Source organism: Streptomyces sp. GL_140 (assembly GCF_057834465.1).
Genome location: NZ_CM174404.1, coordinates 6,267,294 through 6,292,465, shown reverse-complemented (window position 1 = coordinate 6,292,465; position 25,172 = coordinate 6,267,294). Strand labels below are relative to the sequence as shown.

Annotated in this window: 19 protein-coding genes and 1 rRNA gene; 6 read left to right on the top strand and 14 right to left on the bottom strand. The window is 69.8% G+C overall.

Translation table 11 applies throughout. From position 1 onward, the window contains the following. Positions 1 to 88: 88 nt before the first annotated feature. The 4 genes from AC3IYJ_RS29675 to thyX all read right to left on the bottom strand — a co-directional run bounded on the left by AC3IYJ_RS29675 (position 89) and on the right by thyX (position 5,885). Positions 89 to 1,613: ribosomal RNA gene (locus AC3IYJ_RS29675) — 16S ribosomal RNA — on the bottom strand. Positions 1,614 to 2,244: 631 nt separating this feature from the next. Continuing rightward, positions 2,245 to 3,930, bottom strand: a complete 1,686-nt coding sequence (locus AC3IYJ_RS29670) for a ribonuclease J (RefSeq protein WP_489397594.1) — start codon at positions 3,928 to 3,930, stop codon at positions 2,245 to 2,247. Between the two features lie 115 nt (positions 3,931 to 4,045). After that, complete coding sequence (dapA, locus tag AC3IYJ_RS29665) at positions 4,046 to 4,945, bottom strand: 4-hydroxy-tetrahydrodipicolinate synthase (protein ID WP_371618185.1); 900 nt, start codon at positions 4,943 to 4,945, stop codon at positions 4,046 to 4,048. A gap of 199 nt (positions 4,946 to 5,144) precedes the next feature. Further along, the gene (gene thyX, locus AC3IYJ_RS29660) at positions 5,145 to 5,885 is read right to left on the bottom strand and encodes an FAD-dependent thymidylate synthase (RefSeq protein WP_489397593.1); all 741 of its coding nucleotides are present in this window, start codon (positions 5,883 to 5,885) and stop codon (positions 5,145 to 5,147) included. A gap of 242 nt (positions 5,886 to 6,127) precedes the next feature. On the opposite strand from thyX, the gene AC3IYJ_RS29655 reads away from it, so the two are divergent. Then, entirely contained in the window at positions 6,128 to 6,364 is a 237-nt protein-coding gene (locus AC3IYJ_RS29655) for a hypothetical protein (protein ID WP_489397592.1), read from the top strand. Positions 6,365 to 6,412: 48 nt separating this feature from the next. After that, positions 6,413 to 6,973 carry a hypothetical protein gene (locus AC3IYJ_RS29650; RefSeq protein WP_489397591.1) on the top strand — a complete coding sequence of 187 codons (561 nt, stop codon included), beginning with the start codon at positions 6,413 to 6,415 and terminating at the stop codon, positions 6,971 to 6,973. Between the two features lie 93 nt (positions 6,974 to 7,066). Here the strand turns inward: AC3IYJ_RS29650 and AC3IYJ_RS29645 are convergent, their stop codons facing one another. From AC3IYJ_RS29645 to eccD, 6 genes are all read right to left on the bottom strand, one after another. Further along, the gene (locus tag AC3IYJ_RS29645; protein WP_489397590.1) at positions 7,067 to 7,516 is read right to left on the bottom strand and encodes a hypothetical protein; all 450 of its coding nucleotides are present in this window, start codon (positions 7,514 to 7,516) and stop codon (positions 7,067 to 7,069) included. Between the two features lie 18 nt (positions 7,517 to 7,534). Then, positions 7,535 to 8,287 carry a 4-hydroxy-tetrahydrodipicolinate reductase gene (gene dapB, locus AC3IYJ_RS29640; RefSeq protein WP_330298885.1) on the bottom strand — a complete coding sequence of 251 codons (753 nt, stop codon included), beginning with the start codon at positions 8,285 to 8,287 and terminating at the stop codon, positions 7,535 to 7,537. Positions 8,288 to 8,347: 60 nt separating this feature from the next. Beyond that, positions 8,348 to 9,727 carry a M16 family metallopeptidase gene (locus AC3IYJ_RS29635; RefSeq protein ID WP_489397589.1) on the bottom strand — a complete coding sequence of 460 codons (1,380 nt, stop codon included), beginning with the start codon at positions 9,725 to 9,727 and terminating at the stop codon, positions 8,348 to 8,350. Further along, the gene (locus AC3IYJ_RS29630; RefSeq protein WP_384652822.1) at positions 9,724 to 11,946 is read right to left on the bottom strand and encodes a polyribonucleotide nucleotidyltransferase; all 2,223 of its coding nucleotides are present in this window, start codon (positions 11,944 to 11,946) and stop codon (positions 9,724 to 9,726) included. The genes AC3IYJ_RS29635 and AC3IYJ_RS29630 overlap by 4 nt, the downstream gene beginning before the upstream one ends. 297 nt (positions 11,947 to 12,243) lie before the next feature. Next, positions 12,244 to 12,531: a 30S ribosomal protein S15 gene (gene rpsO, locus AC3IYJ_RS29625; protein ID WP_384652798.1), complete on the bottom strand. Its 288-nt coding sequence runs from the start codon at positions 12,529 to 12,531 to the stop codon at positions 12,244 to 12,246. A gap of 172 nt (positions 12,532 to 12,703) precedes the next feature. After that, positions 12,704 to 14,209: a type VII secretion integral membrane protein EccD gene (gene eccD, locus AC3IYJ_RS29620; RefSeq protein ID WP_489397588.1), complete on the bottom strand. Its 1,506-nt coding sequence runs from the start codon at positions 14,207 to 14,209 to the stop codon at positions 12,704 to 12,706. A 226-nt stretch (positions 14,210 to 14,435) separates the two neighbouring features. Between eccD and eccCa the strand changes: the two genes are divergently transcribed. Further along, positions 14,436 to 18,419, top strand: a complete 3,984-nt coding sequence (gene eccCa, locus AC3IYJ_RS29615; protein WP_489397587.1) for a type VII secretion protein EccCa — start codon at positions 14,436 to 14,438, stop codon at positions 18,417 to 18,419. A 150-nt stretch (positions 18,420 to 18,569) separates the two neighbouring features. Next, entirely contained in the window at positions 18,570 to 18,818 is a 249-nt protein-coding gene (locus AC3IYJ_RS29610; RefSeq protein WP_489397586.1) for a DUF397 domain-containing protein, read from the top strand. Positions 18,819 to 18,902: 84 nt separating this feature from the next. Here the strand turns inward: AC3IYJ_RS29610 and AC3IYJ_RS29605 are convergent, their stop codons facing one another. The 4 genes from AC3IYJ_RS29605 to eccB all read right to left on the bottom strand — a co-directional run bounded on the left by AC3IYJ_RS29605 (position 18,903) and on the right by eccB (position 22,743). Continuing rightward, positions 18,903 to 19,211: a WXG100 family type VII secretion target gene (locus AC3IYJ_RS29605; protein WP_489397585.1), complete on the bottom strand. Its 309-nt coding sequence runs from the start codon at positions 19,209 to 19,211 to the stop codon at positions 18,903 to 18,905. Between the two features lie 46 nt (positions 19,212 to 19,257). Beyond that, a complete protein-coding gene (locus AC3IYJ_RS29600; protein WP_489397584.1) occupies positions 19,258 to 19,602 on the bottom strand; it encodes a WXG100 family type VII secretion target in 345 nt (114 codons plus the stop codon). A 217-nt stretch (positions 19,603 to 19,819) separates the two neighbouring features. Beyond that, complete coding sequence (mycP, locus tag AC3IYJ_RS29595) at positions 19,820 to 21,124, bottom strand: type VII secretion-associated serine protease mycosin (protein WP_489397583.1); 1,305 nt, start codon at positions 21,122 to 21,124, stop codon at positions 19,820 to 19,822. Further along, entirely contained in the window at positions 21,124 to 22,743 is a 1,620-nt protein-coding gene (gene eccB, locus AC3IYJ_RS29590) for a type VII secretion protein EccB (protein WP_489397582.1), read from the bottom strand. The genes mycP and eccB overlap by 1 nt, the downstream gene beginning before the upstream one ends. A 261-nt stretch (positions 22,744 to 23,004) precedes the next feature. Here eccB and eccE point away from each other — a divergent pair, with 261 nt between their 5' ends. Further along, a complete protein-coding gene (gene eccE / locus AC3IYJ_RS29585; protein WP_489397581.1) occupies positions 23,005 to 24,294 on the top strand; it encodes a type VII secretion protein EccE in 1,290 nt (429 codons plus the stop codon). After that, positions 24,291 to 25,121, top strand: a complete 831-nt coding sequence (locus AC3IYJ_RS29580) for a hypothetical protein (protein ID WP_489397580.1) — start codon at positions 24,291 to 24,293, stop codon at positions 25,119 to 25,121. The genes eccE and AC3IYJ_RS29580 overlap by 4 nt, the downstream gene beginning before the upstream one ends. Positions 25,122 to 25,172 lie beyond the last annotated feature (51 nt).

The window sequence follows — 25,172 nt, the reverse complement described above, 5'->3', positions numbered from 1 at the left end:
GGTTTTGGAAACCGTGCCAACTAATCAACGTTCCACCCTGAGCTGACCGTGCAGAACGTTTGTCTGCAATCGGTACTGTGCTCCTTAGAAAGGAGGTGATCCAGCCGCACCTTCCGGTACGGCTACCTTGTTACGACTTCGTCCCAATCGCCAGTCCCACCTTCGACAGCTCCCTCCCTTACGGGTTGGGCCACCGGCTTCGGGTGTTACCGACTTTCGTGACGTGACGGGCGGTGTGTACAAGGCCCGGGAACGTATTCACCGCAGCAATGCTGATCTGCGATTACTAGCAACTCCGACTTCATGGGGTCGAGTTGCAGACCCCAATCCGAACTGAGACCGGCTTTTTGAGATTCGCTCCACCTCACGGTATCGCAGCTCATTGTACCGGCCATTGTAGCACGTGTGCAGCCCAAGACATAAGGGGCATGATGACTTGACGTCGTCCCCACCTTCCTCCGAGTTGACCCCGGCGGTCTCCTGTGAGTCCCCATCACCCCGAAGGGCATGCTGGCAACACAGGACAAGGGTTGCGCTCGTTGCGGGACTTAACCCAACATCTCACGACACGAGCTGACGACAGCCATGCACCACCTGTATACCGACCACAAGGGGGGCACTATCTCTAATGCTTTCCGGTATATGTCAAGCCTTGGTAAGGTTCTTCGCGTTGCGTCGAATTAAGCCACATGCTCCGCTGCTTGTGCGGGCCCCCGTCAATTCCTTTGAGTTTTAGCCTTGCGGCCGTACTCCCCAGGCGGGGAACTTAATGCGTTAGCTGCGGCACCGACGACGTGGAATGTCGCCAACACCTAGTTCCCAACGTTTACGGCGTGGACTACCAGGGTATCTAATCCTGTTCGCTCCCCACGCTTTCGCTCCTCAGCGTCAGTAATGGCCCAGAGATCCGCCTTCGCCACCGGTGTTCCTCCTGATATCTGCGCATTTCACCGCTACACCAGGAATTCCGATCTCCCCTACCACACTCTAGCTAGCCCGTATCGAATGCAGACCCGAGGTTAAGCCTCGGGCTTTCACATCCGACGTGACAAGCCGCCTACGAGCTCTTTACGCCCAATAATTCCGGACAACGCTTGCGCCCTACGTATTACCGCGGCTGCTGGCACGTAGTTAGCCGGCGCTTCTTCTGCAGGTACCGTCACTTTCGCTTCTTCCCTGCTGAAAGAGGTTTACAACCCGAAGGCCGTCATCCCTCACGCGGCGTCGCTGCATCAGGCTTTCGCCCATTGTGCAATATTCCCCACTGCTGCCTCCCGTAGGAGTCTGGGCCGTGTCTCAGTCCCAGTGTGGCCGGTCGCCCTCTCAGGCCGGCTACCCGTCGTCGCCTTGGTGGGCCATTACCCCACCAACAAGCTGATAGGCCGCGGGCTCATCCTTCACCGCCGGAGCTTTTAACCCCCGCCCATGCAGGCAGGAGTGTTATCCGGTATTAGACCCCGTTTCCAGGGCTTGTCCCAGAGTGAAGGGCAGATTGCCCACGTGTTACTCACCCGTTCGCCACTAATCCACCCCGAAGGGCTTCATCGTTCGACTTGCATGTGTTAAGCACGCCGCCAGCGTTCGTCCTGAGCCAGGATCAAACTCTCCATGAATGTTTACCCGTAATCGGGTGCACACGCACTTAGAGCGGGACAGTCATGTCGGAATAAGACCGACCGTCCACTGCGTCCTCGCTGTGTAATTGCCTGCAAGCATCACGGCAGAACCGCGACCTCACAGGTCTTTTTCAAAGGAACCTCATCCACCGAAATGGACGGGGTATCAACTTTATGGCGTTGATTTTTGGCACGCTGTTGAGTTCTCAAGGAACGGACGCTTCCTTTGTACTCACCCTCTCGGGCTTTCCTCCGGGCGCTTCCTTCGTTGTTCTTGCGTTTCCGACTCTATCAGACTCTTTCGTGTCCGATTTCCCAGTCAGCGGGATTTGCTTTCCAGTTCTTCGCTTTCGCGTTTCCCTTTCCGGCGATTCCAACTCTACCAGATCATTTCCGCACCCTGTCGGGATTGGATTTGGATTGGACGGCCATTGGAGAGCCATTCCCTTTCGGGCGAGCCAGACTTTATCAGGTTTCCCAGGTCTGGATTCCCACCCGCCCGCGCCGACGCGGCCGGACACACGTGTGTGCCGGGGTGTCGTGCGGGGTGGAGACGTAAACGTACTGGAGCGGGGCCCCCGGACGCAAATCCGGTTGCCCCGCTCCAGTGAGGTCGCTACGGCGAGGGTCAGACCTCGACGACGACCGGGAGGATCATCGGGCGGCGGCGGTAGCCGTCCGAGACCCACTTGCCCATCGTGCGACGGATGAGCTGCTGGATCTGGTGCGGCTCTGCGACGCCATCGGCCGCGGCGCGGGCGATGGCTTCCTCGATCTTCGGCAGGACCGCGTTGAAGGCGGAGTCCTCGATGCCGGAGCCGCGGGCCTGGATGTTCGGGCCGCTGACGACCTTGCCGGTGGTGCTGTCCACCACGACGTAGACCGAGATGATGCCCTCGTCGCCGAGGATCCTGCGGTCCTTGAGCGAGGCTTCGGTGACGTCGCCGACCGAGAGGCCGTCCACGTAGACGTAGCCGGCCTGGACCTTGCCGGAGATCCGCGCCTTGCCGTCGATGAGGTCGACGACCACGCCGTCCTCGGCGATGACGATGCGGTCCTTCGGTACGCCCGTCAGGGCACCGAGCTCGGCGTTGGCGCGCAGGTGGCGCCATTCGCCGTGGACCGGCATGAGGTTCCGCGGCTTGCAGATGTTGTAGAAGTACAGCAGCTCGCCGGCGGAGGCGTGACCGGAGACGTGCACCTTGGCGTTGCCCTTGTGCACGACGTTGGCGCCCCAGCGGGTCAGGCCGTTGATCACGCGGTAGACCGCGTTCTCGTTGCCCGGGATGAGGGACGACGCCAGGATGACCGTGTCGCCGGGGACGATCCGGATCTGGTGGTCGCGGTTCGCCATGCGGGACAGGGCCGCCATCGGCTCGCCCTGCGAACCCGTACAGACCAGGACGACCTCGTGGGGCGGCAGGTCGTCGAGGGTCTTGACGTCCACGACGAGACCGGCCGGGACCTTCAGGTAACCCAGGTCACGGGCGATGCCCATGTTGCGGACCATCGAGCGGCCGACGAAGGCGACCCTGCGGCCGTACTCGTGGGCGGCGTCGAGGATCTGCTGGATCCGGTGCACGTGGCTGGCGAAGCTCGCCACGATGATCCGGTTGTTGGCGTTCGCGAAAACCGTGCGCAGGACGTTGGAGATCTCGCGCTCGGGCGGTACGAAGCCCGGGACCTCGGCGTTCGTGGAGTCCGAGAGGAGGAGGTCGATGCCCTCTTCGCTCAGACGCGCGAAGGCGTGGAGGTCGGTGAGGCGGTTGTCCAGCGGCAGCTGGTCCATCTTGAAGTCGCCGGTGCAGACGACCATGCCCGCACCGGTGCGGATGGCCACGGCCAGCGCGTCCGGGATGGAGTGGTTGACCGCGACGAACTCGCAGTCGAAGGGGCCCAGGTTCTCGCGCTCGCCTTCCTTCACCTCGAGGGTGTAGGGGCGGATGCGGTGCTCCTGGAGCTTCGCCTCGATGAGGGCCAGCGTCAGCTTGGAGCCGATCAGCGGGATGTCCGGCTTCTCCCGGAGGAGGTAGGGGACTGCGCCGATGTGGTCCTCGTGGCCGTGCGTGAGGACGATGCCCTCGATGTCGTCGAGGCGATCCCGGATGGACGAGAAGTCCGGCAGGATCAGGTCGATGCCCGGCTGCTCCTCTTCGGGGAAGAGGACGCCGCAGTCGACGATCAGCAGACGGCCGTCGAACTCGAAGACGGTCATGTTGCGGCCGATCTCACCGAGGCCACCCAGAGGGGTGACCCGGAGGCCGCCCTTGGGGAGCTTCGGCGGCGGACCGAGTTCAGGATGCGGATGGCTCAAAAGGTTCTCCTTCACCACGCCCGCCACGTACCCCTCGAGGCACGTGGCGAGCGTGTCATTCGTGCACTTGCTGTTGTCTTGTGTGGTGCCGCTTGTTCAGTTGTGAAGTCTGATGTCAGAGCTGTACCCCGCCGGCAGCAAGATCGATCTTGAGCTGTGCCGTCTCTTCGGCGGTCAGCTCGACCAGCGGGAGCCTCAGCGGGCCCGCGGGCAGACCCTGCAGGTTCAGCGCGCCCTTGGTGGTGATCACACCCTGGGTGCGGAACATGCCGGTGAAAACGGGGAGCAGCTTCTGGTGGATCTCGGTGGCCTTCTGAACGTCGCCGCCCAGGTACGCCTCGAGCATCGTGCGGAGCTCGGGGCTGACCACGTGGCCGACCACGGAGACGAAGCCGACCGCGCCGACCGACAGGAGCGGCAGGTTCAGCATGTCGTCGCCCGAGTACCAGGCCAGGCCGCTCTGGGCGATGGCCCAGCTGGCGCGGCCGAGGTCGCCCTTGGCGTCCTTGTTGGCCACGATACGGGGATGCTCGGCCAGCCGGACCAGAGTCTCGGTGTTGATCGGAACACCGCTGCGGCCGGGGATGTCGTAGAGCATGACCGGCAGCTCGGTGGCATCGGCGATCGCGGTGAAGTGCCGGAAGAGGCCTTCCTGCGGCGGCTTGCTGTAGTACGGGGTGACCGCGAGCAGGCCGTGTGCGCCGGTGCGCTCGGCCTGGCGGGCGAGCTCGAGCGTGTGGCGGGTGTCGTTCGTGCCGATGCCGGCGACCACGTGGGCCCGGTCACCGACCGCTTCGAGTACGGCTCGTACGAGGTCGTTTTTCTCCGCGTCGGTGGTGGTCGGAGACTCACCGGTGGTGCCGTTGATGATCAGGCCGTCGTTGCCTGCGTCCACCAAGTGGACGGCGAGACGCTGCGCGCCGTCGAGGTCAAGTGCGCCATCCGCCGTAAACGGCGTGATCATGGCGGTGAGGACCCGCCCGAAGGGGGTCTGCGGAGTCGAGATCGGAGCCATGGGTAACACGCTACTCGCTGCCATGCTCGCGGTGTCCCCTCGGGGGACGTGATGACGGTGTTGGAGCCCGGCACTGCCTGCTCGGGGGTTCAAGCAGTGCCGGGTCCGTTTGATCAGCCTAGATGAACTTTACCAAACGCCGCAATACGGACACTTCGGACTTGCTTCGCACATATGTACGGTAAAGCCCGATTCGGCCCTACGGGGCGACGCGGCCGTTGCCGTTGAAGGCCGCGTACGTGAGCGGCATGAGGGCCGCCCAGTGCTGCTCCATCTTCTCGCCGACCATCTCGATCTCCCGCTGCGGGAAGGACGGGACCGCCGCCAGCTCGTGCTGGGTGCGCAGGCCGAGGAAGTGCATGAGCGAGCGCGCGTTGCAGGTGGCGTACATCGAGGAGAAGAGTCCGACCGGCAGGACCGCACGGGCGACCTCGCGGGCCACGCCCGCCGCCAGCATCTCCTGGTAGGCCTCGTAGGCCTGGACGTAGGAGTCCTCCATGACCCGGCCCGTCAGCTCCTGCTGCGCCTGGGTGCCTTCGACGAAGACGTACTTGCCGGGACGGCCCTCCTGGACCAGCTTGCGCTCGGCGTCCGGAACGTAGAAGACCGGCTCCAGCTCCCTGTAGCGACCCGATTCCTCGTTGTAGGACCAGCCCACGCGGTGCCGCATGAACTCGCGGAAGACGAAGATCGGGGCGCTGATGAAGAAGGTCATCGAGTTGTGCTCGAAGGGGCTGCCGTGGCGGTCCCGCATCAGGTAGTTGATGAGGCCCTTGGAGCGCTCCGGGTCCTTCTGCAGCTCCTCCAGCGACTGTTCGCCCGCCGTGGAGACGCGCGCCGCCCACAGCACGTCGGAGTCGGCGGCGGAGTGCTTCACCAGCTCCACCGTCACATCACTGCGGAAGCTGGGTTTCAGGTCTGAAGCGGCGGTCTCGCTCACCGGGGGTCCTTCCGAACGGGTCTTACTGGGGGCCGCGACCACTCTACGGCGGTCCGCGGGGCGTTCCGCGCAGAGCCGGACGGCCCGGCCCTGCCGACGCCCGATCTGACGCGGTGCCATAAAATTTGGTTAATGTCCCGAAATCCGGCACCGATCGGGGCTCTTGCGCGTCCTACGTAGCAGAACGCACAACCCACACCACCCCAGGGCCCCACGGCCCCGATCGTGAGGAGACCGCTCCCGTGTTTCGCCGGCGCGAACCCGTCCCGTTTGCCTTCGTCGCCGAGGCCGACCGTTTTCGCAGCAACGTCACTCCCCCGCCGCGCGAGAGTCTGAGCAGGACCCAGCTCGCCGCTCGTAGTCTGGTCGGACTGACCGTGGTGGCCGGGCTCGTCGGTTCGCTGCTCTTCGGGCTGCCCGCGCTCCAGCCGACCGCACCGGCGAAGTCGCAGCAGTCGGAGGCCTCCGAGGGGCGGTAGCCTCACGGGCACAGCCCAACCGAACGTGCATGTGAGTGAGGTCCTGCCGTGCCCCTGCCCTTCCTGACGGCCGACGGCGCATTCGACGCGCACGACAACGGGGAGACGCTCCCCTACGAGGACCCCGACCGCTGGCACCGCCCCTACCGTCCGGGGCCCTGGCGGGTGGCCATCGCCGCGATCCTGCTCCTGCTGGGATCCTTCATGCTGCTCGCCACGGTGATCATCGCCGCGGCGGGCACCTGGGGCGGCACCCTGGGCGGCCTGATCGCCTCGCTCGCCGTGATCGGCACCGCCCTGCGGCTGCTGCGCACGGGGGTCTGGGTCAGCCGCAAGGGGCTGCGCCGGGTCGGATTCTTCACGACCCGCTCGGTGCCCTGGAGCCAGGTCGGCGAAGTCCGCACGGTGCAGCAGCCCGTGCGGTGGCTCGGACTGCCGAGGACCGTACAGGGCCAGGCCCTGACGGCGACCCCGCGCGGTGGCGCGCCGCTGCCGGTGCTGCTGACCGACCACAGCGCCGATTTCCTCTCGCGCACCGAGGCGTTCGACCGGGCCGCCGGCTCGGTCGAGGCCTGGGCGGAGGAGTACCGGACGGCCGTACCCGCCTGAGCGGCGCCTGCCCGCGCGGCAGTGCCCGTACAAGGACCGTGCCCGTACAGGAGTCATTCCTGTACGGGCACGGTCGTGTACGGGCACGGTCGCCTAAGAGCGCTGCCGTCCGTCGTGCAGGGAGATGGCCCGCTGCATGGCCTGGCGGGCCCGCGGGGTGTCGCGGGCGTCGCGGTAGGCCACGGCGAGGCGGAACCAGTTGCGCCAGTCCCCCGGCGCGTCCTCCGTCTCGGCCCTGCGGCGGGCGAAGACCTCGTCGGCCGAGTCCCGCTTGATGCGGCCGTACGCGTCCCGTTCCAGCTCGTCCACGGGGAGTCCGCCCTCGGCCTCCAGCTCGGTCGCGAGCCGGTTGGCCCTGGTGACGAAACGGGTGTTCTGCCAGAGGAACCAGACGCCGATGACCGGCAGGATCAGCACCGCCAGCCCGAAGGTGACGGTGAGCCAGGTCCCGTGCCGGATCAGCATCAGGCCCCGGCTGCCGGCCAGGACGAAGTACACGACCAGGACGGCGGCCGTGATGAAGTAGGCGATCTTCGCGCGCATGGTTCCGCTGTCCGCTCGTCAGCCGAGTTCGAGGAAGTTTTCCAGGCCGAAGGTGAGGCCCGGGGTCTGCGTCACGCGGCGCGCGCCGAGCAGGATGCCCGGCATGAAGCTGCTGTGGTGCAGGGAGTCGTGACGGATGGTCAGGGTCTCGCCCTCGCCGCCCAGGAGGACCTCCTGGTGGGCCAGCAGGCCCCGCAGCCGGATCGCGTGCACCGGGACGCCGTCGACGTCCGCGCCGCGCGCGCCGTCGAGGGCGGTGGCGGTGGCGTCGGGCTGCGCGCCGAGGCCGGCCTCGGCGCGGGCGGCCGCGATGAGCTGCGCCGTACGGGTCGCCGTGCCGGAGGGGGCGTCGACCTTGTTCGGATGGTGCAGCTCGACGACCTCGACGGACTCGAAGTACCGGGCGGCCTGGGCGGCGAACTTCATGGTGAGGACGGCGCCGATCGAGAAGTTCGGTGCGATGAGCACACCGGTCTGCGGCGAACCGGCGAGCCAGGTGTTCAGCTGGGCGAGGCGGTCCTCGGTCCAGCCGGTGGTGCCGACCACTCCGTGGATGCCGTGGCGGATGAGGAAATCGAGGTTCCCCATCACCGAGGCGGGGGTGGTCAGCTCGACGGCGACCTGGGCGCCGGCCTCGGCCAGCGTCTCCAGCTTGTCCCCGCGGCCGAGGGCGGCCACCAGCTCCATGTCTTCGGCGGCCTCGACGGCCTTGACCGCCTCGGAACCGATGCGCCCCTGGGCGCCGAGGACTGCCACGCGCAGCTTGCTCATGATTACTTCGTCCCTCGATGAAATGCGGACTCGCGTCCTGATGGAACTCTGCCGGTGGAACTAGGCGACGGCCTCGTCGAGACGGGCCGCCTGCTTCTCCTTCAGCGGGCCGATCACCGCGAGCGAAGGCCGCTGGGCCAGTACGTCCCGGGCGACCGACCGCACGTCGTCCGGGGTGACCGCCGCGATCCGGGCCAGCATGTCGTCGACCGACATCTGGTCGCCCCAGCACAGCTCGCTCTTGCCGATGCGGTTCATGATCGCCCCGGTGTCCTCCAGGCCGAGGACGGTGGAGCCGGACAGCTGGCCGACGGCCCGCCGGATCTCCTCGTCGGTGAGCCCGTCGGCGGCGACCTTGTCGAGCTCGTCCCGGCAGATCCGCAGTACGTCGTGGACCTGGCTGGGGCGGCAGCCCGCGTAGACGCCGAAGAGACCGGTGTCGGCGAAGCCCGAGGTGTACGAGTACACGCTGTAGGCCAGGCCGCGCTTCTCGCGGACCTCCTGGAAGAGGCGGGAGGACATGCCTCCGCCGAGCGCGGTGTTCAGCACGCCCAGCGCCCAGCGGCGCTCGTCGGTGCGGGCCAGGCCCGGCATGCCGAGGACCACGTGGGCCTGCTCGGTCTTGCGGTTGACCAGCTCGACACGGCCGGAGGTGCGGATCCGCTTGGTGCCGGTGCGCGGGCCGATCGGCTCCGCGTCGGTCCGGGTCAGGGATCCGGCCTTCTCGAAGGCCGCGCGGACCTGTCGTACGACCTTGTTGTGGTCGACGTTGCCCGCGGCGGCCACGACCAGGTGGGTCGGGTCGTAGTGCTTCTTGTAGAAGCGGCGGATCCGGTCGGCCGTGAGCGCGTTGATCGTGTCGACGCTGCCCAGGACGGGGCGCCCGAGCGGGGTGTCCCCGTACATGGTCTGGGCGAACAGGTCGTGGACCATGTCGCCCGGGTCGTCCTCGGTCATCGCGATCTCTTCGAGGATGACGCCGCGCTCGGCGTCGACGTCGGATTCGAGGATCAGCGAGCCGGTGAGCATGTCGCACACGACGTCGATGGCCAGCGGCAGGTCGGTGTCGAGCACCCGCGCGTAATAGCAGGTGTACTCCTTCGCCGTGAAGGCGTTCATCTCCCCGCCGACCGCGTCGATCGCGGAGGAGATGTCGAGGGCACTGCGCTTGTCGGTGCCCTTGAAGAGGAGGTGCTCCAGGTAGTGCGTGGCGCCGTTCAGCGTGGGCGTCTCGTCCCGGGAGCCGACGTGGGCCCAGATGCCGAAGGTGGCGGACCGGACGGACGGCAGGGTCTCCGTGACGACGCGCAGTCCGCCGGGGAGGACGGTGCGCCGGACGGTGCCGATGCCGTTGGTGCCCTTGAGCACGGTTTGGGTACGGGCGACGGCCCGCCCCTCCGAAGAGGGGCGGGCCGTCACACGGGAACTACGCGACGTCACTTGTCGGAGTCGTCCTTGTCGGCGTCGTCGCCGGCGGCTTCGCCGTCGATCACGGGGACCAGGGAGAGCTTGCCGCGGGAGTCGATCTCGGCGATCTCGACCTGCACCTTGGTGCCGACCGCGAGCACGTCCTCGACGTTCTCCACGCGCTTGCCACCGGCGAGCTTGCGGATCTGCGAGATGTGCAGCAGGCCGTCCTTGCCGGGCATGAGGGAGACGAAGGCACCGAAGGTGGTGGTCTTGACGACCGTACCCAGGTAACGCTCGCCGACCTCCGGCATGGTCGGGTTGGCGATCTGGTTGATCGTGGCGCGGGCGGCCTCGGCGGCCGGGCCGTCGGAGGCACCGATGTAGATGGTGCCGTCGTCCTCGATCGTGATCTCGGCGCCGGTGTCCTCCTGGATCTGGTTGATCATCTTGCCCTTGGGGCCGATGACCTCACCGATCTTGTCCACCGGGATCTTGACGGTGATGATCCGGGGGGCGAAGGGGGACATCTCGTCCGGCGTGTCGATCGCTTCCATCATCACGTCGAGGATGTGGAGGCGGGCGTCGCGGGCCTGCTTGAGGGCGGCGGCCAGAACCGAGGCCGGGATGCCGTCGAGCTTGGTGTCCAGCTGGAGCGCGGTGACGAACTCCTTGGTGCCGGCGACCTTGAAGTCCATGTCGCCGAAGGCGTCCTCCGCACCGAGGATGTCGGTGAGGGCGACGTAGTGGGTCTTGCCGTCGATCTCCTGGGAGATCAGGCCCATGGCGATACCGGCGACGGGGGCCTTGAGGGGCACACCGGCGTTCAGCAGCGACATGGTGGAGGCGCAGACCGAGCCCATGGAGGTCGAACCGTTGGAACCGAGGGCCTCGGAGACCTGACGGATCGCGTAGGGGAACTCCTCGCGCGTCGGCAGGACCGGCACGATCGCGCGCTCGGCGAGCGCGCCGTGGCCGATCTCGCGGCGCTTCGGCGAACCGACGCGGCCGGTCTCGCCGACCGAGTACGGCGGGAAGTTGTAGTTGTGCATGTAGCGCTTGCGGGTCACCGGGGAGAGGGTGTCCAGCTGCTGCTCCATGCGGAGCATGTTCAGGGTGGTGACGCCCAGGATCTGGGTCTCGCCACGCTCGAACAGCGCCGAGCCGTGCACGCGCGGGATGGCCTCGACCTCGGCGGCGAGGGTACGGATGTCCGTGATCCCGCGGCCGTCGATGCGGACCTTGTCCTTGATGACGCGCTCGCGGACCAGGGCCTTGGTCAGGCTGCGGTACGCGGCGGAGATCTCCTTCTCGCGGCCTTCGAAGGCCGGGAGGAGCTTCTCGGCGGCGATCTCCTTGACGCGGTCCAGCTCGGCCTCGCGGTCCTGCTTGCCCGCGATGGTCAGCGCCTGGGAGAGCTCGCCCTTGACGGCGGCCGCGAGGGCCTCGTACACGTCGTCCTGGTAGTCCAGGAAGACCGGGAACTCGCCCTCGGGCTTGGCGGCCTTCGCGGCCAGGTCGGCCTGGGCCTTGCACAGGGCCTTGATGAACGGCTTCGCGGCCTCGAGGCCGGCGGCCACGACCTCTTCGGTCGGCGCCTCGGCGCCGCCCTTGACGAGGGCGATGGTCTTCTCGGTGGCCTCGGCCTCGACCATCATGATCGCGACGTCGCCGTCTTCGAGCGCACGGCCCGCGACGACCATGTCGAAGACGGCGTCCTCGAGCTCGGTGTGCGTCGGGAAGGCAACCCACTGGCCGCGGATCAGCGCGACGCGGACGCCGCCGATCGGGCCGGAGAAGGGCAGACCGGCCAGCTGGGTGGACGCGGACGCGGCGTTGATCGCGATGACGTCGTACAGGTGGTCCGGGTTGAGCGCCATGATCGTGGCGACGACCTGGATCTCGTTGCGCAGGCCCTTCTTGAAGGACGGGCGCAGCGGGCGGTCGATCAGGCGACAGGTGAGGATCGCGTCCTCGGAGGGGCGACCCTCGCGGCGGAAGAAGGAGCCGGGGATCTTGCCGGCCGCGTACTGCCGCTCCTCGACGTCGACCGTCAGGGGGAAGAAGTCGAGCTGGTCCTTGGGCTTCTTCGACGCGGTGGTGGCGGAAAGCACCATCGTGTCGTCGTCCAGGTAGGCAACGGCGGAGCCGGCGGCCTGGCGGGCCAGACGGCCCGTCTCGAAGCGGATGGTGCGGGTGCCGAAGGAACCGTTGTCAATGACGGCCTCGGCGTAGTGGGTCTCGTTCTCCACTAGCGTTTTCTCCATTTTCGTCGTCTCCGTCCGCCACCCGTGTGGTGGCCGACGGTTGCGGAGAAGCGCTCCTTGCGTGCGGGCCGGTCTTCGATCGAAGCATCCGGGCTCAAGCCCCTGGGGCTTTCCGGATGCCACTACCGAGGACCGGCGGCGTAGGGAGGGCGCTCCTCCTCTTCAGTTGTGCGCGTCCGTGGACGTCACGGCTTCCAGACTACAAAGGGTCCGTCCGCGGCGCGCACGTACAGCAAAGGGAGCGGCCCCCTCAGCGCGGGTGCCGCTCCCTCCACAGCGTTTTTACTTGGCGCCGGCCGCACCGCGGCGGATGCCGAGGCGCTCGACCAGGACGCGGAAGCGCTGGATGTCCTTCTTGGCCAGGTACTGCAGCAGGCGGCGACGCTGGCCGACCAGGATCAGCAGACCACGACGGGAGTGGTGGTCGTGCTTGTGGGACTTCAGGTGCTCGGTCAGGTCCGAGATGCGGCGGGACAGCATGGCGACCTGGACCTCGGGGGAGCCGGTGTCGCCCTCCTTGGCACCAAACTCTGCGATGAGCTGCTTCTTTACTGCGGCGTCGAGCGGCACGCGTACTCCTCGTAATAGGTCTTCGTTGCCACCGAGTGCCCCAGGTCGAATTCTCTGGGGATCTTCCGTAACTCGGGAGGCGGGGTCCGCTGAGCGCAGCCTCCAGAAGAATCCGGGGGCGCGTACACAAACGGCCGTCACACAGCGTACCAGGCTGCCGCTCCGCCCCGTCTCAGCTGGTGAGAGAGCGGACCCGGGCGTAGACGTCGAGCACGGCCAGGGTCAGCGGGACGAGGCTGAGCAGGACCGCCGCCTCGGTGAGGTCGAGCAGCCGCCCCCAGAAGGGTGACAGACCCTTGCGGGGAATGACCAGCGCAATTCCCGCGAGGAGGGCCGCGCCGGCGGTCACGGCCGCGGAGAGCCAGATCGTACGGAGGTCGAGGCCGCTGCGGTCCCCGTAGTCCGAGAGGTCCTTGAGCAGGGCCAGCGGCGGGTGCATCGCCAGGCCCAGGACGAGCAGGCCCAGGGCGGCCATGCCGGCCACGAGGGTGCAGGCGACCTGGGAGGTGTAGCGGAAGAGACGGGCGCGCAGCAGCATGGCGAGCCCGGTGGTCAGGGCCAGGAGCCGGGCCCAGGTGTTGTCGGAGAAGCCGAGGACGGCGGCGGAGCCCACGGCGACCGCGGCGCAGCCGCCGACGAGACCGAGGAGCATCTCGTGGCCGCGGCGGGCCTGGGCCGCGATGGCCTCGGCGTCGAGCGGGGTCCCGGAGTCGTGCTGGTCGGCGCCGGTGCGCTCACCGTGCGGCTCGGTCTCGTAGCGGTCCGGGGTCTCGTACTCGGCCACGGCGCTCTGCGGGGCCGCGTAGCCGATCGGGAGCCGGGCGAAGCGGGCCGAGAGGCCCGGGAGGAAGGCGACGAGGCCGACGGCGACGGGGGCGCAGACGGCCGCGGCGGAGGTCGCGCCGGCGTCGGCGGTGATGGCCGCGAAGGTGGCCAGGGTCCCGGTGGCGGCGAGGAAGGTGGTGGCGACGAAGGGTGCGTCGCCGTCGGGGGTGAGCGCGACGAGGGCGACGGAGGCGACGAGCACGCACACGCAGCCGAGGAGGAACTGGAGCCGGCCGGGTCCCTGGCCGGCGGCGGGGGCGACGATGCCGACCCCGGCGAGCAGCAGGTGGGGCACGGCCGCGAGGCCGAGGGCCACGGCGGAGCCGCGGTCCCGGTAGACCCGGGCGCGGACTCCGGCGGCGGCGGTCAGGAGCACGCCGACGGAGCCGGCGATGATGCCGGGCAGTCCGTGCATGTCGTGCAGGGCCGGGTCGGCGTACCAGAGGACGAAGCCGAGGAGCACGAAGAGCAGGGCGGCGCCGGCCAGGCCCGCGCCGCGCAGCATGTCGTCGCTCCAGCGGTGGCGGTCGCGGACCACGGCGGAGGCGACGGCGTCGGAGACGTCGTCGAAGACGGCGGGCGGCAGGGACTCGGCGAAGGGGCGCAGGCTGAGCACCTCGCCGTCGAGGACCTGCTGGGCCGCGAGGGTGCGGGCGCCGTCGAGGACGGTGCCGGAGCGCAGGACCAGGTGGAAGCCGGTGGGGGCGCCGACGGGCTGGGTCTGGCCGGTGAGGCGCAGCAGCTCGGGGTAGATGTCGGCGACGGCGATGTCCTCGGGGAGGGCTACGTCGATGCGGCTGTCGGGGGCCACGACGGTGACCCTGCGGAAGCCGGTCGCCTCGGCGGTGTTCACCTGGATGTCCCCCGGTTGCTGTGTGCGTGGTGTCGGTCGGTGTCTGCTGATGTCGCTGGTGCGCAGTCGATTCGCGGATGCGCATGCTGCGCGCGCCACCCTACCGGGAGTGCCGTCGACTGTCGGCAAGTAGGATCACCTCTCTGCGGAGGAGACCCCCTTCGCGCCCGGGACTTGAGGGCGCCGGTTGCGACGTCCCGTCTGTTTTCAAGGGATTGATGCTCCGGTGAGCCAGATCGTCGTCAAACGTCCGCCCCGGTCCCTGCCGCCCGAAGTGCCTTCGGACGAACTGCGGCTGGAGGCTCCGCCGGAGCTTCCGCGCGGGCAGCAGGAGGGCGTGCTGATGCAGCTCCTCCCGATGCTCGGGATGGGCTCTTCCGCCGTGTTCTTCTTCATGCCGGGTGCGCTTCCCGTGATGCGCATCATGGGCGTGCTGATGATGGTGTCGACGGTCGGCATGCTCGTCGCCCAGCTGATGCGCCATCGGCGCGGTACGCAAGGGCAAATGGCCGATACGCGGCGGGACTACCTCAAATACCTGGCGCAGACCCGTCGTCAGGTCCGCAGGACCGCGCGGGCGCAGCGTGACGCGCAGTTGTATCTGCACCCGTCGCCCGAGCAGTTGTGGTCGGTGGTGGCCGAGGGTTCGCGCCTGTGGGAGCGGCGGGTCGGCGACGCGGACTTCGGGCAGGTGCGGCTGGGGCTGGGCGCGCAGCGGCTGGCGACTCCACTGGTGGCTCCGGACACCGCTCCGGTGGACGAGCTGGAGCCGTTGACGGCGGGCGCGATGCAGCGCTTCCTGAAGGTGCACTCCTCGCTGGACGGGCTGCCGGTGGCGGTGTCGCTGCGGGCGTTCTACCACGTGACGGTGTCCGGGGAGCCGGAGTCGGCGCGGGGTACCGCGCGGGCGCTGGTGGCGCAGCTGGCGACGCTGCACTCCCCCGAGGACCTGGTGGTGGCGGTGGTGGCCGCGCCGGGCGCAGTCCCGGAGTGGGACTGGGTGAAGTGGCTGCCGCACACCCAGGTGCCGGGTCAGATCGACGGGGCCGGTACGAAGCGGCTGTTCGGCGACGACCTGGTCGAGCTGGAGGGGCTGCTGGGCTCCCGGCTGGAGGGGCGGCCGCGGTTCAGCCGGGAGGCGAACCCGGTGATGGACCAGCCCCACGTGATCCTCGTGCTGGATTCCGGTTCCCGGGGCGGTCTGGTGCCGCCGGACTCGGTGTTCGCGGCGGCCGAGGGGTTGCAGGGCGTCACCGTGGTCGAGGTGGTGGCGGGCGATCTGGACGAGGCGCGCGGCGGCCTGTCGGTCGTGGTGCGGCCGGGCCGGCTGCGGCTGGAGTCGGGTGCGGGCGTGGCCTACGAGGGCGTGCCCGACGTGCTGTCGCTGCCGGCGGCCGAGGCGCTGGCCCGGCAGCTGGCGCCGCTGCGCACGGGTGGCGGGGACGACGACGAACCGCTGCTGGCCAATCTGGACTTCACGGACCTGCTGAACCTGGGCGACGCCGCGGCCGTGGACGTGGCCCGGACCTGGCGGCCGCGTTCGGCCGGTGAGCGGCTGCGCGTGCCGATCGGTGTCGGCGAGGACGGCTCGCCGGTGATGCTGGACCTGAAGGAGGCCGCGCAGGAGGGCATGGGCCCGCACGGGCTGTGCGTGGGCGCGACCGGTTCGGGCAAGTCGGAGCTGCTGCGCACGCTGGTGCTGGGTCTGGCGGTCACGCACACCTCGGAGACGCTGAACTTCGTACTGGCGGACTTCAAGGGTGGTGCGACCTTCACCGGGATGGGGCAGATGCCGCACGTCGCGGCGGTCATCACCAACCTGGCGGACGACCTCACGCTCGTGGACCGCATGGGCGATTCGATCCGCGGCGAACTGCAGCGCCGCCAGGAGCTGCTGCGTTCGGCGGGCAACTACGCGAACATCCACGACTACGAGAAGGCCCGTGCGGCCGGCGCCCCGCTGGAGCCGCTGGCCTCGCTGGTGCTGGTCATCGACGAGTTCTCCGAACTGCTGACGGCCAAGCCGGACTTCATCGACATGTTCATCCAGATCGGCCGCATCGGCCGGTCGCTGGGCGTGCACCTGCTGCTGGCCTCGCAGCGGCTGGAGGAGGGCAAGCTGCGCGGTCTGGACACCTATCTGTCGTACCGGATCGGTCTGCGGACCTTCTCGGCGGCGGAGTCGCGGACCGCGATCGGGGTGCCGGACGCCTATCACCTGCCGTCGGTGCCCGGTTCGGGCTACCTGAAGTTCGGTACGGACGAGATGACGCGCTTCAAGGCCGCGTACGTCTCGGGCACCTACCGGGTGGGCGGGCCCGACCTGTCGGTCGGGATGTTCCCGGTGGAGCGGCGGCCGGTGCTGTTCACGGCGGCTCCGGTGCCGGTCGTCTACGCGGCCCCCGACCCGGCGTACCTGACGGCGCGGGCGGAGGAGGCCGCGCGCGGCGGGCAGGGCGACGACGCGCTGGCGGACACGGTGCTGGACGTGATCGTGGGACGGCTGGAGGGGCAGGGGGTGCCGGCGCACCAGGTGTGGCTGCCGCCGCTCGACCAGGCTCCACCGCTGGACCAGCTGCTGCCGGCGCTGGCGCCGTCCGCCGAGCGCGGGCTGCATGCGGAGGGGTACACGAGGCCGGGCGGGCTCGTGGTGCCGCTCGGGCTCATCGACAAGCCCTTCGAGCAGCGGCGCGAGGTGCTCTACCGGGACTTCTCGGGTGCGGCGGGCCACATGATGGTGGTGGGCGGCCCGCAGTCGGGCAAGTCCACGCTGATGCGGACGCTGATCACCTCGTTCGCGCTGACGCACACCCCGCGCGAGGTGCAGTTCTACGGGCTGGACTTCGGCGGTGGCGGTCTGGCCTCGGTCGCGGACCTGCCGCACGTGGGCGGGATCGCCTCCCGGCTGGACCCGGAGCGGGTGCGGCGCACGGTCGCGGAGGTCAGCGGCGTGCTGCGGCGGCGCGAGGAGTTCTTCCGGGCGAACGGCATCGACTCGATCGGCACCTACCGGCGCCGGCGTGCGGCGGGCGAACTGCCGGGCGAGGCCTGGGGCGACGTCTTCCTGGTGATCGACGGCTGGGGCGGGTTCCGCAACGAGTACGAGGCCCTTGACCAGATCGTCACGGACATCGCCGCCCGGGGTCTGGGGTACGGCATCCACGTGGTGATCACGGTCTCCCGGTACATGGAGGTCCGGGCCGCGCTGAAGGACCAGATGCTCAGCCGGCTGGAGCTGCGCCTGGGTGACGTCATGGACTCGGAGTTCGACCGCAAGGTCGCGGCGAACGTCCCGACGGGCATGCCGGGCCGCGGTCAGGTCGCGGAGAAGCTGCACTTCCTGAGCGCGCTGCCGCGCATCGACGGCTCGCACGCGGCGGAGGACCTCTCGGAGGCCACGGCCGCCTTCGTGGCGGCCGTCAAGCAGAACTGGGCGGGCCAGGCGGCCCCCGGCGTACGGCTGCTGCCGCGGCTGCTCCACGCCGACCAGCTGCCCAAGGGCGGGGAGTACCCGGAGCGCGGGATCGCGATCGGCATCGACGAGACGGAACTGGAGCCGGTGTTCGTCGACTTCGAGACCGATCCGTTCCTGCTGGTGTTCGGCGAGAGCGAGTCGGGAAAGACGAACCTGCTGCGGCTCATCGCCCAGCGGATCGCCGAGCGCTACACCCCGGACCGGGCGCGGCTCGTGGTCGGCGACTACCGGCGCAGCCTGCTCGGGGCGCTGCCGGAGTCGCACATGCTGGAGTACGCGCCGATGGCGAGCTCCCTGCAGATGCACATGGAGGCGCTGGGCGGGGTGTTCGCCCGGCGCCAGCCCCCGCAGGACGTCACGCCCCAGCAGCTCCGCGACCGGAGCTGGTGGACGGGCCCGGACGTGTTCATCGTCATCGACGACTTCGACCTGGTGGCCACGAGCCAGGGCAACCCGCTGGCCCAGCTGGTGGAGTTCCTGCCGTTCGCCCGGGACACGGGCGTCCGCTTCATCATCGCGCGCAGCTCGGCGGGCGCCTCGCGCGCGCTGTACGAGCCGTTCATGCAGCGGATCAAGGAGCTGGGCGCGCAGGGCGTGGTGCTGTCCGGCGATCCCTCCGAGGGCGACCTGGTCGGCAATGCCCGGCCGCGTCCGATGCCGCCGGGCCGGGCCTCGTTCGTCTCGCGCAAGCGCGGGACCTCGCTGATCCAGATCGGGCGGATGCAGGGGCACTAGCGCGGTGCCGGGCCCGGCGTCGGGCCCGGCACCGGTTCCTCACCCGGCGCCGCGCCGGGGGTTCCGCGTCAGGTTCCGCAAAGGCTCCCGCGGGCGGCGGGCCTGCACCGATAATCGGCAGCGACCGCACCACCGAAGGAGAGGCCGCACATGGGCACTCAGCAGGAGAAGGACGAGCTCTACGCGCTCGACATCAGCGGTGTCGAGTGGGAGGGCCCGCCCGGGACCAATCCGGACGAGGAGCGCGTCGAGATCGCCCGGCTGCCCGAGGGGGCGGTGGCGATGCGGTCCTCGCTGGACCGGGACACCGTGCTGCGCTACACCAAGGCCGAGTGGGAGGCGTTCGTACTGGGCGCCAGGGACGGGGAGTTCGACCTCGACCGCGGTCCGCGCCCGTAGGCCTCCCGGCGCATGAGGAAGGGGCGCGCCCGCTGCGGGCGCGCCCCTTCCTCGTACCACGTACCGCGTGGCATGCGGCCGGGCTCAGAAGGCCTCGGTGAACAGGCGCGAGGCCTTCACGTCGGTGGCGCGGTAGTCGTTCTTGCCGCGCTCGATGAGGTCCGCGACCTGGCGCAGCGTGGCGCGCATGTGGTCGGCCTTGGCGTTGTACTTGCGCTGCAGCTCGATGTACTGGGTGTGCGCCTCGCCGTCCCAGGTGTCGGTGACGACCGTCAGGGCCGCACCCATCTCGTCGAGGTCCTTCTTGATGTTGTCCGAGACGATGCGGATGCGGTCCGCCATCACCTGGACGCTCTCGTACCGGACCTTGGTGTGCCCGTCGTTCGCGGTCATGTTCTTCTCCTTCGCACGGTGCGGGGCAGGTGGTTGGGGGAAACGGTCAGATTCCGTTGAGGGCGGAGGTGTTGCCACCGCCGCCACTGGCGGCCTTGACCGCCTGGAACGCCGAAACCACGTCGTCGTCCTGCGCGTTGCTCAGGTTCTTGGTCTGCGAAACGGCGTTGTGCAGGACGCCGAGCAGCCGGCGGATCTCGTCGTGGTCCTCGTTGACGACCGTCTGAGCGGAGGTGAACCCCGACGCACCCACACCGGTCCAGCCGGCGCTGACGGTGGCGAGGATGTCGGCCAGCTCTCGGGACTGCCGGGTGACGCTGTCGGCGGTCTCCGAGATCTTGTTCATCGCTTGCTTGACCGGGTCATCAGCGAGTCCGAAATTGTTGGTCATCCGAAGCTCCTCATTATCTCAATTCACCAGACGGAACGGGTGGATCGCGCGGCGGAGCGGCAGCTCGGAGGCGCGGTTTCAAGCCACGCACCCCCGGAGTCCCCCTCCGCTTCACGCCACATCCCCGATCACAGTCGTGAAGCCTGCGATCACTTTAGTCAGTTCACCGGCCTTACCCAACACCGCTCTTAGGGATCGGTAGCAGAACCGTGACTGTTCACTGCAAACGGCGCCTTCGGTTCCGGGCATCCCGGACGACGGTCGCCGCACCGGCGATCACCGTGATCAGTACGCCGCCGATCCCCAGAGCGTAGGTGCCGATGCGCTCGTCGCGCTCGCGGGCCGTCTCGCTCGTGCGCATCGCGGCCGGTTCCGGGGCCACCGCGGGCGGCGGACCCGCGTCCGGTACGGGCGCCTTGGGCGTCTCGTGGTCCTGGCTCAGCGCGCGGACCGGGTCGACCACGCCCCAGCCGACGTAGTCGTCATGGCCGTTGACGGAGCGCTCGGCGGTGTTCTGGAGCTGCCAGACCACCTCCTGCGCGGACCACTGCGGGTGCTTGGCGCGCACCAGGGCCGCCACCCCGGCGACGTAGGGCGCGGAGAAACTGGTGCCGTTGTCCACGCACTGGCCGAAGCCTGGGACGGTGGAGACCATGTCCACGCCGGGCGCCGCGATCCCGATGAAGGAGCCGGGCTGGGAGAACGCGGCGCGCTCGTTGTTGCGGTCCGAGGAGCCCACGGCCAGGACGCCGGGGAAGGCCGCCGGGTAGGTGGGGCGCTTCTGGCCGCTCAGGCCGTCGTTGCCCGCCGAGGCGATGACGACCACGTTCGACTCGATGGCCTTCTTGACCGCCTGGCCGAGGGCGGAGTCCTGGCTGAGCGGTACGTCGGTGTCCTGCGAGATGTTGATGATCTGCGCGCCCTTTTCCACGGCGTGCTTGATGGCATCGGCCAGGGTCCCCGCGTTCCCGGCGCCCTGTCCGTCGTTCTGCCGGACCGGGATGATCGTGGCCTCGGGGGCGATGCCGACGAAGCCGGTACCGGGCTTCGCGCGGCCCGCGATCAGCCCGGCGACCTTGGTGCCGTGCCCGACGGTGTCGTTGGTGCCGTCGCCCTTGGGGTCGAGGAAGTCCCGGCCCGCGCCGATGTCGAGGGCGTCGCTGAGCTGCGGGTTCACCCGGTCGACCCCGGTGTCGATGACGGCGACGCGCACGCTCTTGCCGTCCTTGGCACGGCCCTTGGTGTCCGCCCAGAGCTCGTCGAGCAGCAGCCGCTGGAGCGCCCAGGGGCGGTCCTCGATCTGCTTCTTCATGGGGAAGGTGCACTCGCCGGCGCCGGCCAGGCCCAGCGGGTACGGGGCCTCGCGCGGACTCTCGTACGGGGCCTGCGGCGGCGCGGCCGCCAGAGCCAGGGCGGCGGCCGCGAGCAGAACCGCGACCGCGGGCTTCGATGCGGGCGTCCGTGCGGGCTGCGGCGCGGGCTGCGGCGCGGGCTGCGGTGCCCGCTTCGTGGCGCGGCCCATCACGAACCCTGCGGCTGGCGGGCGGCGTTGCTGTCGAGGCGCGGCCCCTTGGAGAGGAACTCCGACCACGCGATGGGCACTGTCACCGGGACCACGCCTCCGTAGCCAAGCCGGGCCTGGGCCTGGCTGGGTGCGGGGCGGCCGTCGGAGGTGGTCTGCCCGGTGGCGCCGGGGGCCGCGGAGGCGCCGGGCACCGGGCTCGACCCGCTCGCTCCGGGCGAGGGCTGGGCGGCGTCGCTGTCGCCGTTGGCCTGCACCGCGTACCGCAGTCCGGTGTCGGTGACCAGGAAGAGGGCGCCGCCCGCGGTGGTCTGGCGGCCCTGCGCCTGGGTGTAGAGCAGGCCCGTGCCGGGGGTGACGTAGGCGCTCGTACCGCTGGCGGTGATGTCCACGGGGAAGCCGGTGCCCGCCCAGGTGCTCACGGTCTGGTTGCCCTGGGCGTCGACCGAGCGCAGGACGCTGCAGACCGTGTCGCGGGCGGTGTCGGAGGCGGGTGCGGTGGCGCCGGCGGCGCGGACCTCGTTGATCCGATCGGTCTTCTTCTGCGGCCACTTCGCGTCGCCCTTGAAGGGGACGGTGTCCGGGTTGATGGACTGGAGGTCCACCTCGTGGGCCTTGCCGTGCATGTCGAGCCCGTCGGTCGCGGGCGAGGAGATCATCAGCCAGGCGACGAAGTCGGATACGGGGACCACCTTGCCGGGCACCACCAGGTAGTGCTGCGCGCCGGAGCCGGTCACGGCCTTGATCACCATGCCGACCTTGTCGTCGGCACTGGCCAGGCCCTTGACCCCGGCGGGGGTACCGGACTTGCCGGCGGGCAGCGGCGGGAAGGCGAGGTCGTCGCCGGAGTTGAGCGTGGCCAGCCACTCGTCGGTGACCGGCTGCGGGAGGGCGCTGCCTCCGACCAGGGCGTTGGTCATGGTGTTCGCGTCCGCGGTGCCCTCGGGGAACTTGTACTTCGTGCCCGCCGCGTCGACCAGGAACCGGGCCTTGACCGGGCCGGTGCTCTGGACGTACAGCGCCTGGGTGTCGGAGAGCCGGCGCCCGTCGTCCATCAGCTTCGCCTCGCGGTCGGCGAGGACGAAGGTGGCCGTCTGCACGCCCTGACCGTTGCCGCCCGGCTGCTGGCAGACCGCCCAGCGCTTGGCCTTCGCGGCCTCCGCGGGCGCGGGCAGCCGGTCCGGGGCGTACGGGATGCCGATGATCGGGCCGCGCGGCACCTTGCCCGCATCCAGCACCTTGTCGTCGACCTGTACGACCTTGGCCTTGTTCGGGTCGAGCAGGAGCCGTGCGGAGGCGAGGTTCAGGACGGGGTGCAGCCGGACCTGGTCCTTGCCGTCGATCTTGGTCGACAGGACGACGTACCGGGTCGTCGACTGCTTGCCGACGATCACCTGGGCGCCCGGGGCGTCCCAGCCCTTGGGGGCCGTCGGCTTGAACATGCCCCAGGCTCCGAAGGCCGCCAGCACGACCGCCGCCGTCACCACACCGGGCAGGACTGCGCGCAGCGGCCGCGGCGCGCCCTCTTCGGTGCCCGTCGCGGAAGGCTGAAGGAACGCGGCCACCGTGCGTCGCTTCGCAAAGGTGTACGCGTTGAGCTCGTCACGTCGTGATGCCATGGCCGCCTGCTTCTCCCCGCACGGCCCGGTCGGTGCATGCGGTCTCCGGGCCTCGATTGTCCGACCGGCCACCTACTATGCCTCTTGACGGAGGGTAGGCAGGGGCCGGGTAGGGTGAGGCAGCCGCTCCACGCCTTCCGGGCCGGGGGAAACAAGGGGTGTTGGGGCGGATTGGGGAGATTCCGGGGTCAAGCGGCCGGCTGTCGCGCGTGACGCCCGGGCTCAGGGGTCCGAGCCCTCGAAAGGGGAGGTGCGCGAGTGATGGCCACTGCTGTGAGGCCGCGGGCAGGGGCGCCCGCACCCGCGCGCGCCGGTGTGACGCCGTATCCGAAGTCCAGCCCGGGGCGGTTCGGGCCGTTCCGATTGCAACAACTCGTACTCCTCCAAGTCGCCGCGGCCGCCATGCTGGTGGCCTGGGTCGTGGAACCGCTGCTGCTCCTTCCCGCCGGTGCGCTCGCCCTGGTCCTCGTGGTCCTCGCGGTCGTACGCAGGCACCGGCGCTCGCTGCCCGAGTGGATCGGCGGCGCCCTCGCCCTGCGCACGCGCCGCCGCCGGGCCGCCGCCACCGCCGTGCCAGCGGGCACCGAGCCGGGGCTGGCCCCGCTCGTCGAGGCCGATCCGGCGCTGCGGACCCTCACGTTCAGCGAGCGCGAGCGGGAGCGCGGCCGGGACCGGCGGCCCGTAGGAATGGTCGGCGACGGCACCTTCCTGACCGCGGTCGTCCAGGTGGACATGGACTCCACCGCGCTGCGGCCCGACCGGACGGCGCGGCCGCTGCCGCTGGCCCTCGTACGGGACGTGCTCGAAGTGGACGGCATCCGGCTGGAGTCCGCGCAGCTGGTGCAGCACACGCAGCCGGCGCCGGCCCCGCACCTGCCGGCCCAGTCGATGGCGACGCGCAACTACGCCCCGCTGCAGGCCATGACGGGAAGTCCGGCGGTGCGGATCACGTGGATCGCGCTCAAGCTGGATCCGGAGCTGTGCCCCGAGGCGGTCACCGCGCGCGGCGGCGGGCTGATCGGCACACAGCGGTGCCTGGTCCGGGTCGCGGACCAGTTGGCGAGCCGGCTGGCGGGCGCCGGGTTCACGGCGACCGTACTGACGGAGCAGGAGCTGACGGGCGCCCTGGCGACCTCCTCGTGCGCGAACCCGATGGCGATCACCCAGGCGGGAAGGTCGGCGGCCACGGGCCGGCGCACGGAGGAGACCGCGCGGACCTGGCGTTGCGACGACCGCCGCCACACCACCTACTGGATCAGCCGCTGGCCGCAACTGGGCGGCTCCGGCGCGGGGCTGCCGCAGTTCGTGGCGCTGCTGACCTCGCTGCCCGCGCTGGCGACGAACTTCAGCCTGACGATGACCCCGGCCGCGCGGCACGAGGTGACGCTGGCCGGGCACGTCCGGGTCACCGGGCGCAGCGACGAGGAACTGGTCACCGCCCGGCGCGCCTTGGAGCAGACGGCCCGGGGCGTCAAGGCCGGGCTGGTGCGGCTGGACCGGGAACAGGTGCCGGGGCTGCTGGCCTCGCTTCCGCTGGGAGGGACACGATGAGGGGCTCCGGCGGATCCACGAGGCGCAGGGCGAGGGGCTCGGAGCGGGGACCGGCGGAGGGTTCCGCCGGACGTCCGGCCGAGCGCCCGGCGCGGGCCGCCTCGGCGGAGGCCGCGGCGCGGGTGTCCTCCCGGGGCGGCTTCGGCCTGGTGGGCCCGCGCAGGGAGCGGCACGTGGTCGCCGCGGCGGACCTGGACGCACTGGCACTGCCCGTCGGGGACGACGGGGTCGTCATCGGCGTGGACGCCCAGGGCCGTCCGGCGGTGCTCGGCATCAACCGGCCCGCGCCCTACGAGGTGACGCTGGTCGGCGGCCTGTGGACGGCGCAAGTCCTGGCGCTGCGGGCGGCGGCCACCGGCGCGCGCGTGGCGGTGGAGACCGGCCGCGGCCAGGTCTGGTCCGGTCTCGCCCAGGCGGCGGGCGGCGGTCAGCAGTGCGTGACCCTGCACGACGTGGGGCGGGTGCCGCCCCAGGGCGCGTCGGCGGGCAGCCCCGTGCTGGTGATCCGCGACTGCGGGATGCGCCCGCCGCGCGGACGGGTGGCGGCGGGACCCTGGCAGTCCGTGCTGACCCTGCTGCCGTACCTGAGCCCGACGGCCCCCCGACTGCTGCGCAACTCCTCCCTGGTGGGCGTCCAGCGGGTCTCCCCCGACGAGGCGGAGCAGATCGGCCGGCTGATGCGGCTGCCTTCCGGGGCGGTGGAGTCGCTGCCGACGCTGGGCGACGGCGTGACGCTGTGGTGCAACGCGCTGGACCGGCAGTTCGTGATGACGCAGCCGACGGACACGGAGACGGGGCTGCTCGGTCCGGCGCGCCGGATCGACTGACTCAGCCGACTCGGCTGACTCGGCTGACTCGACCTGGTCGAGCGCCGTGCT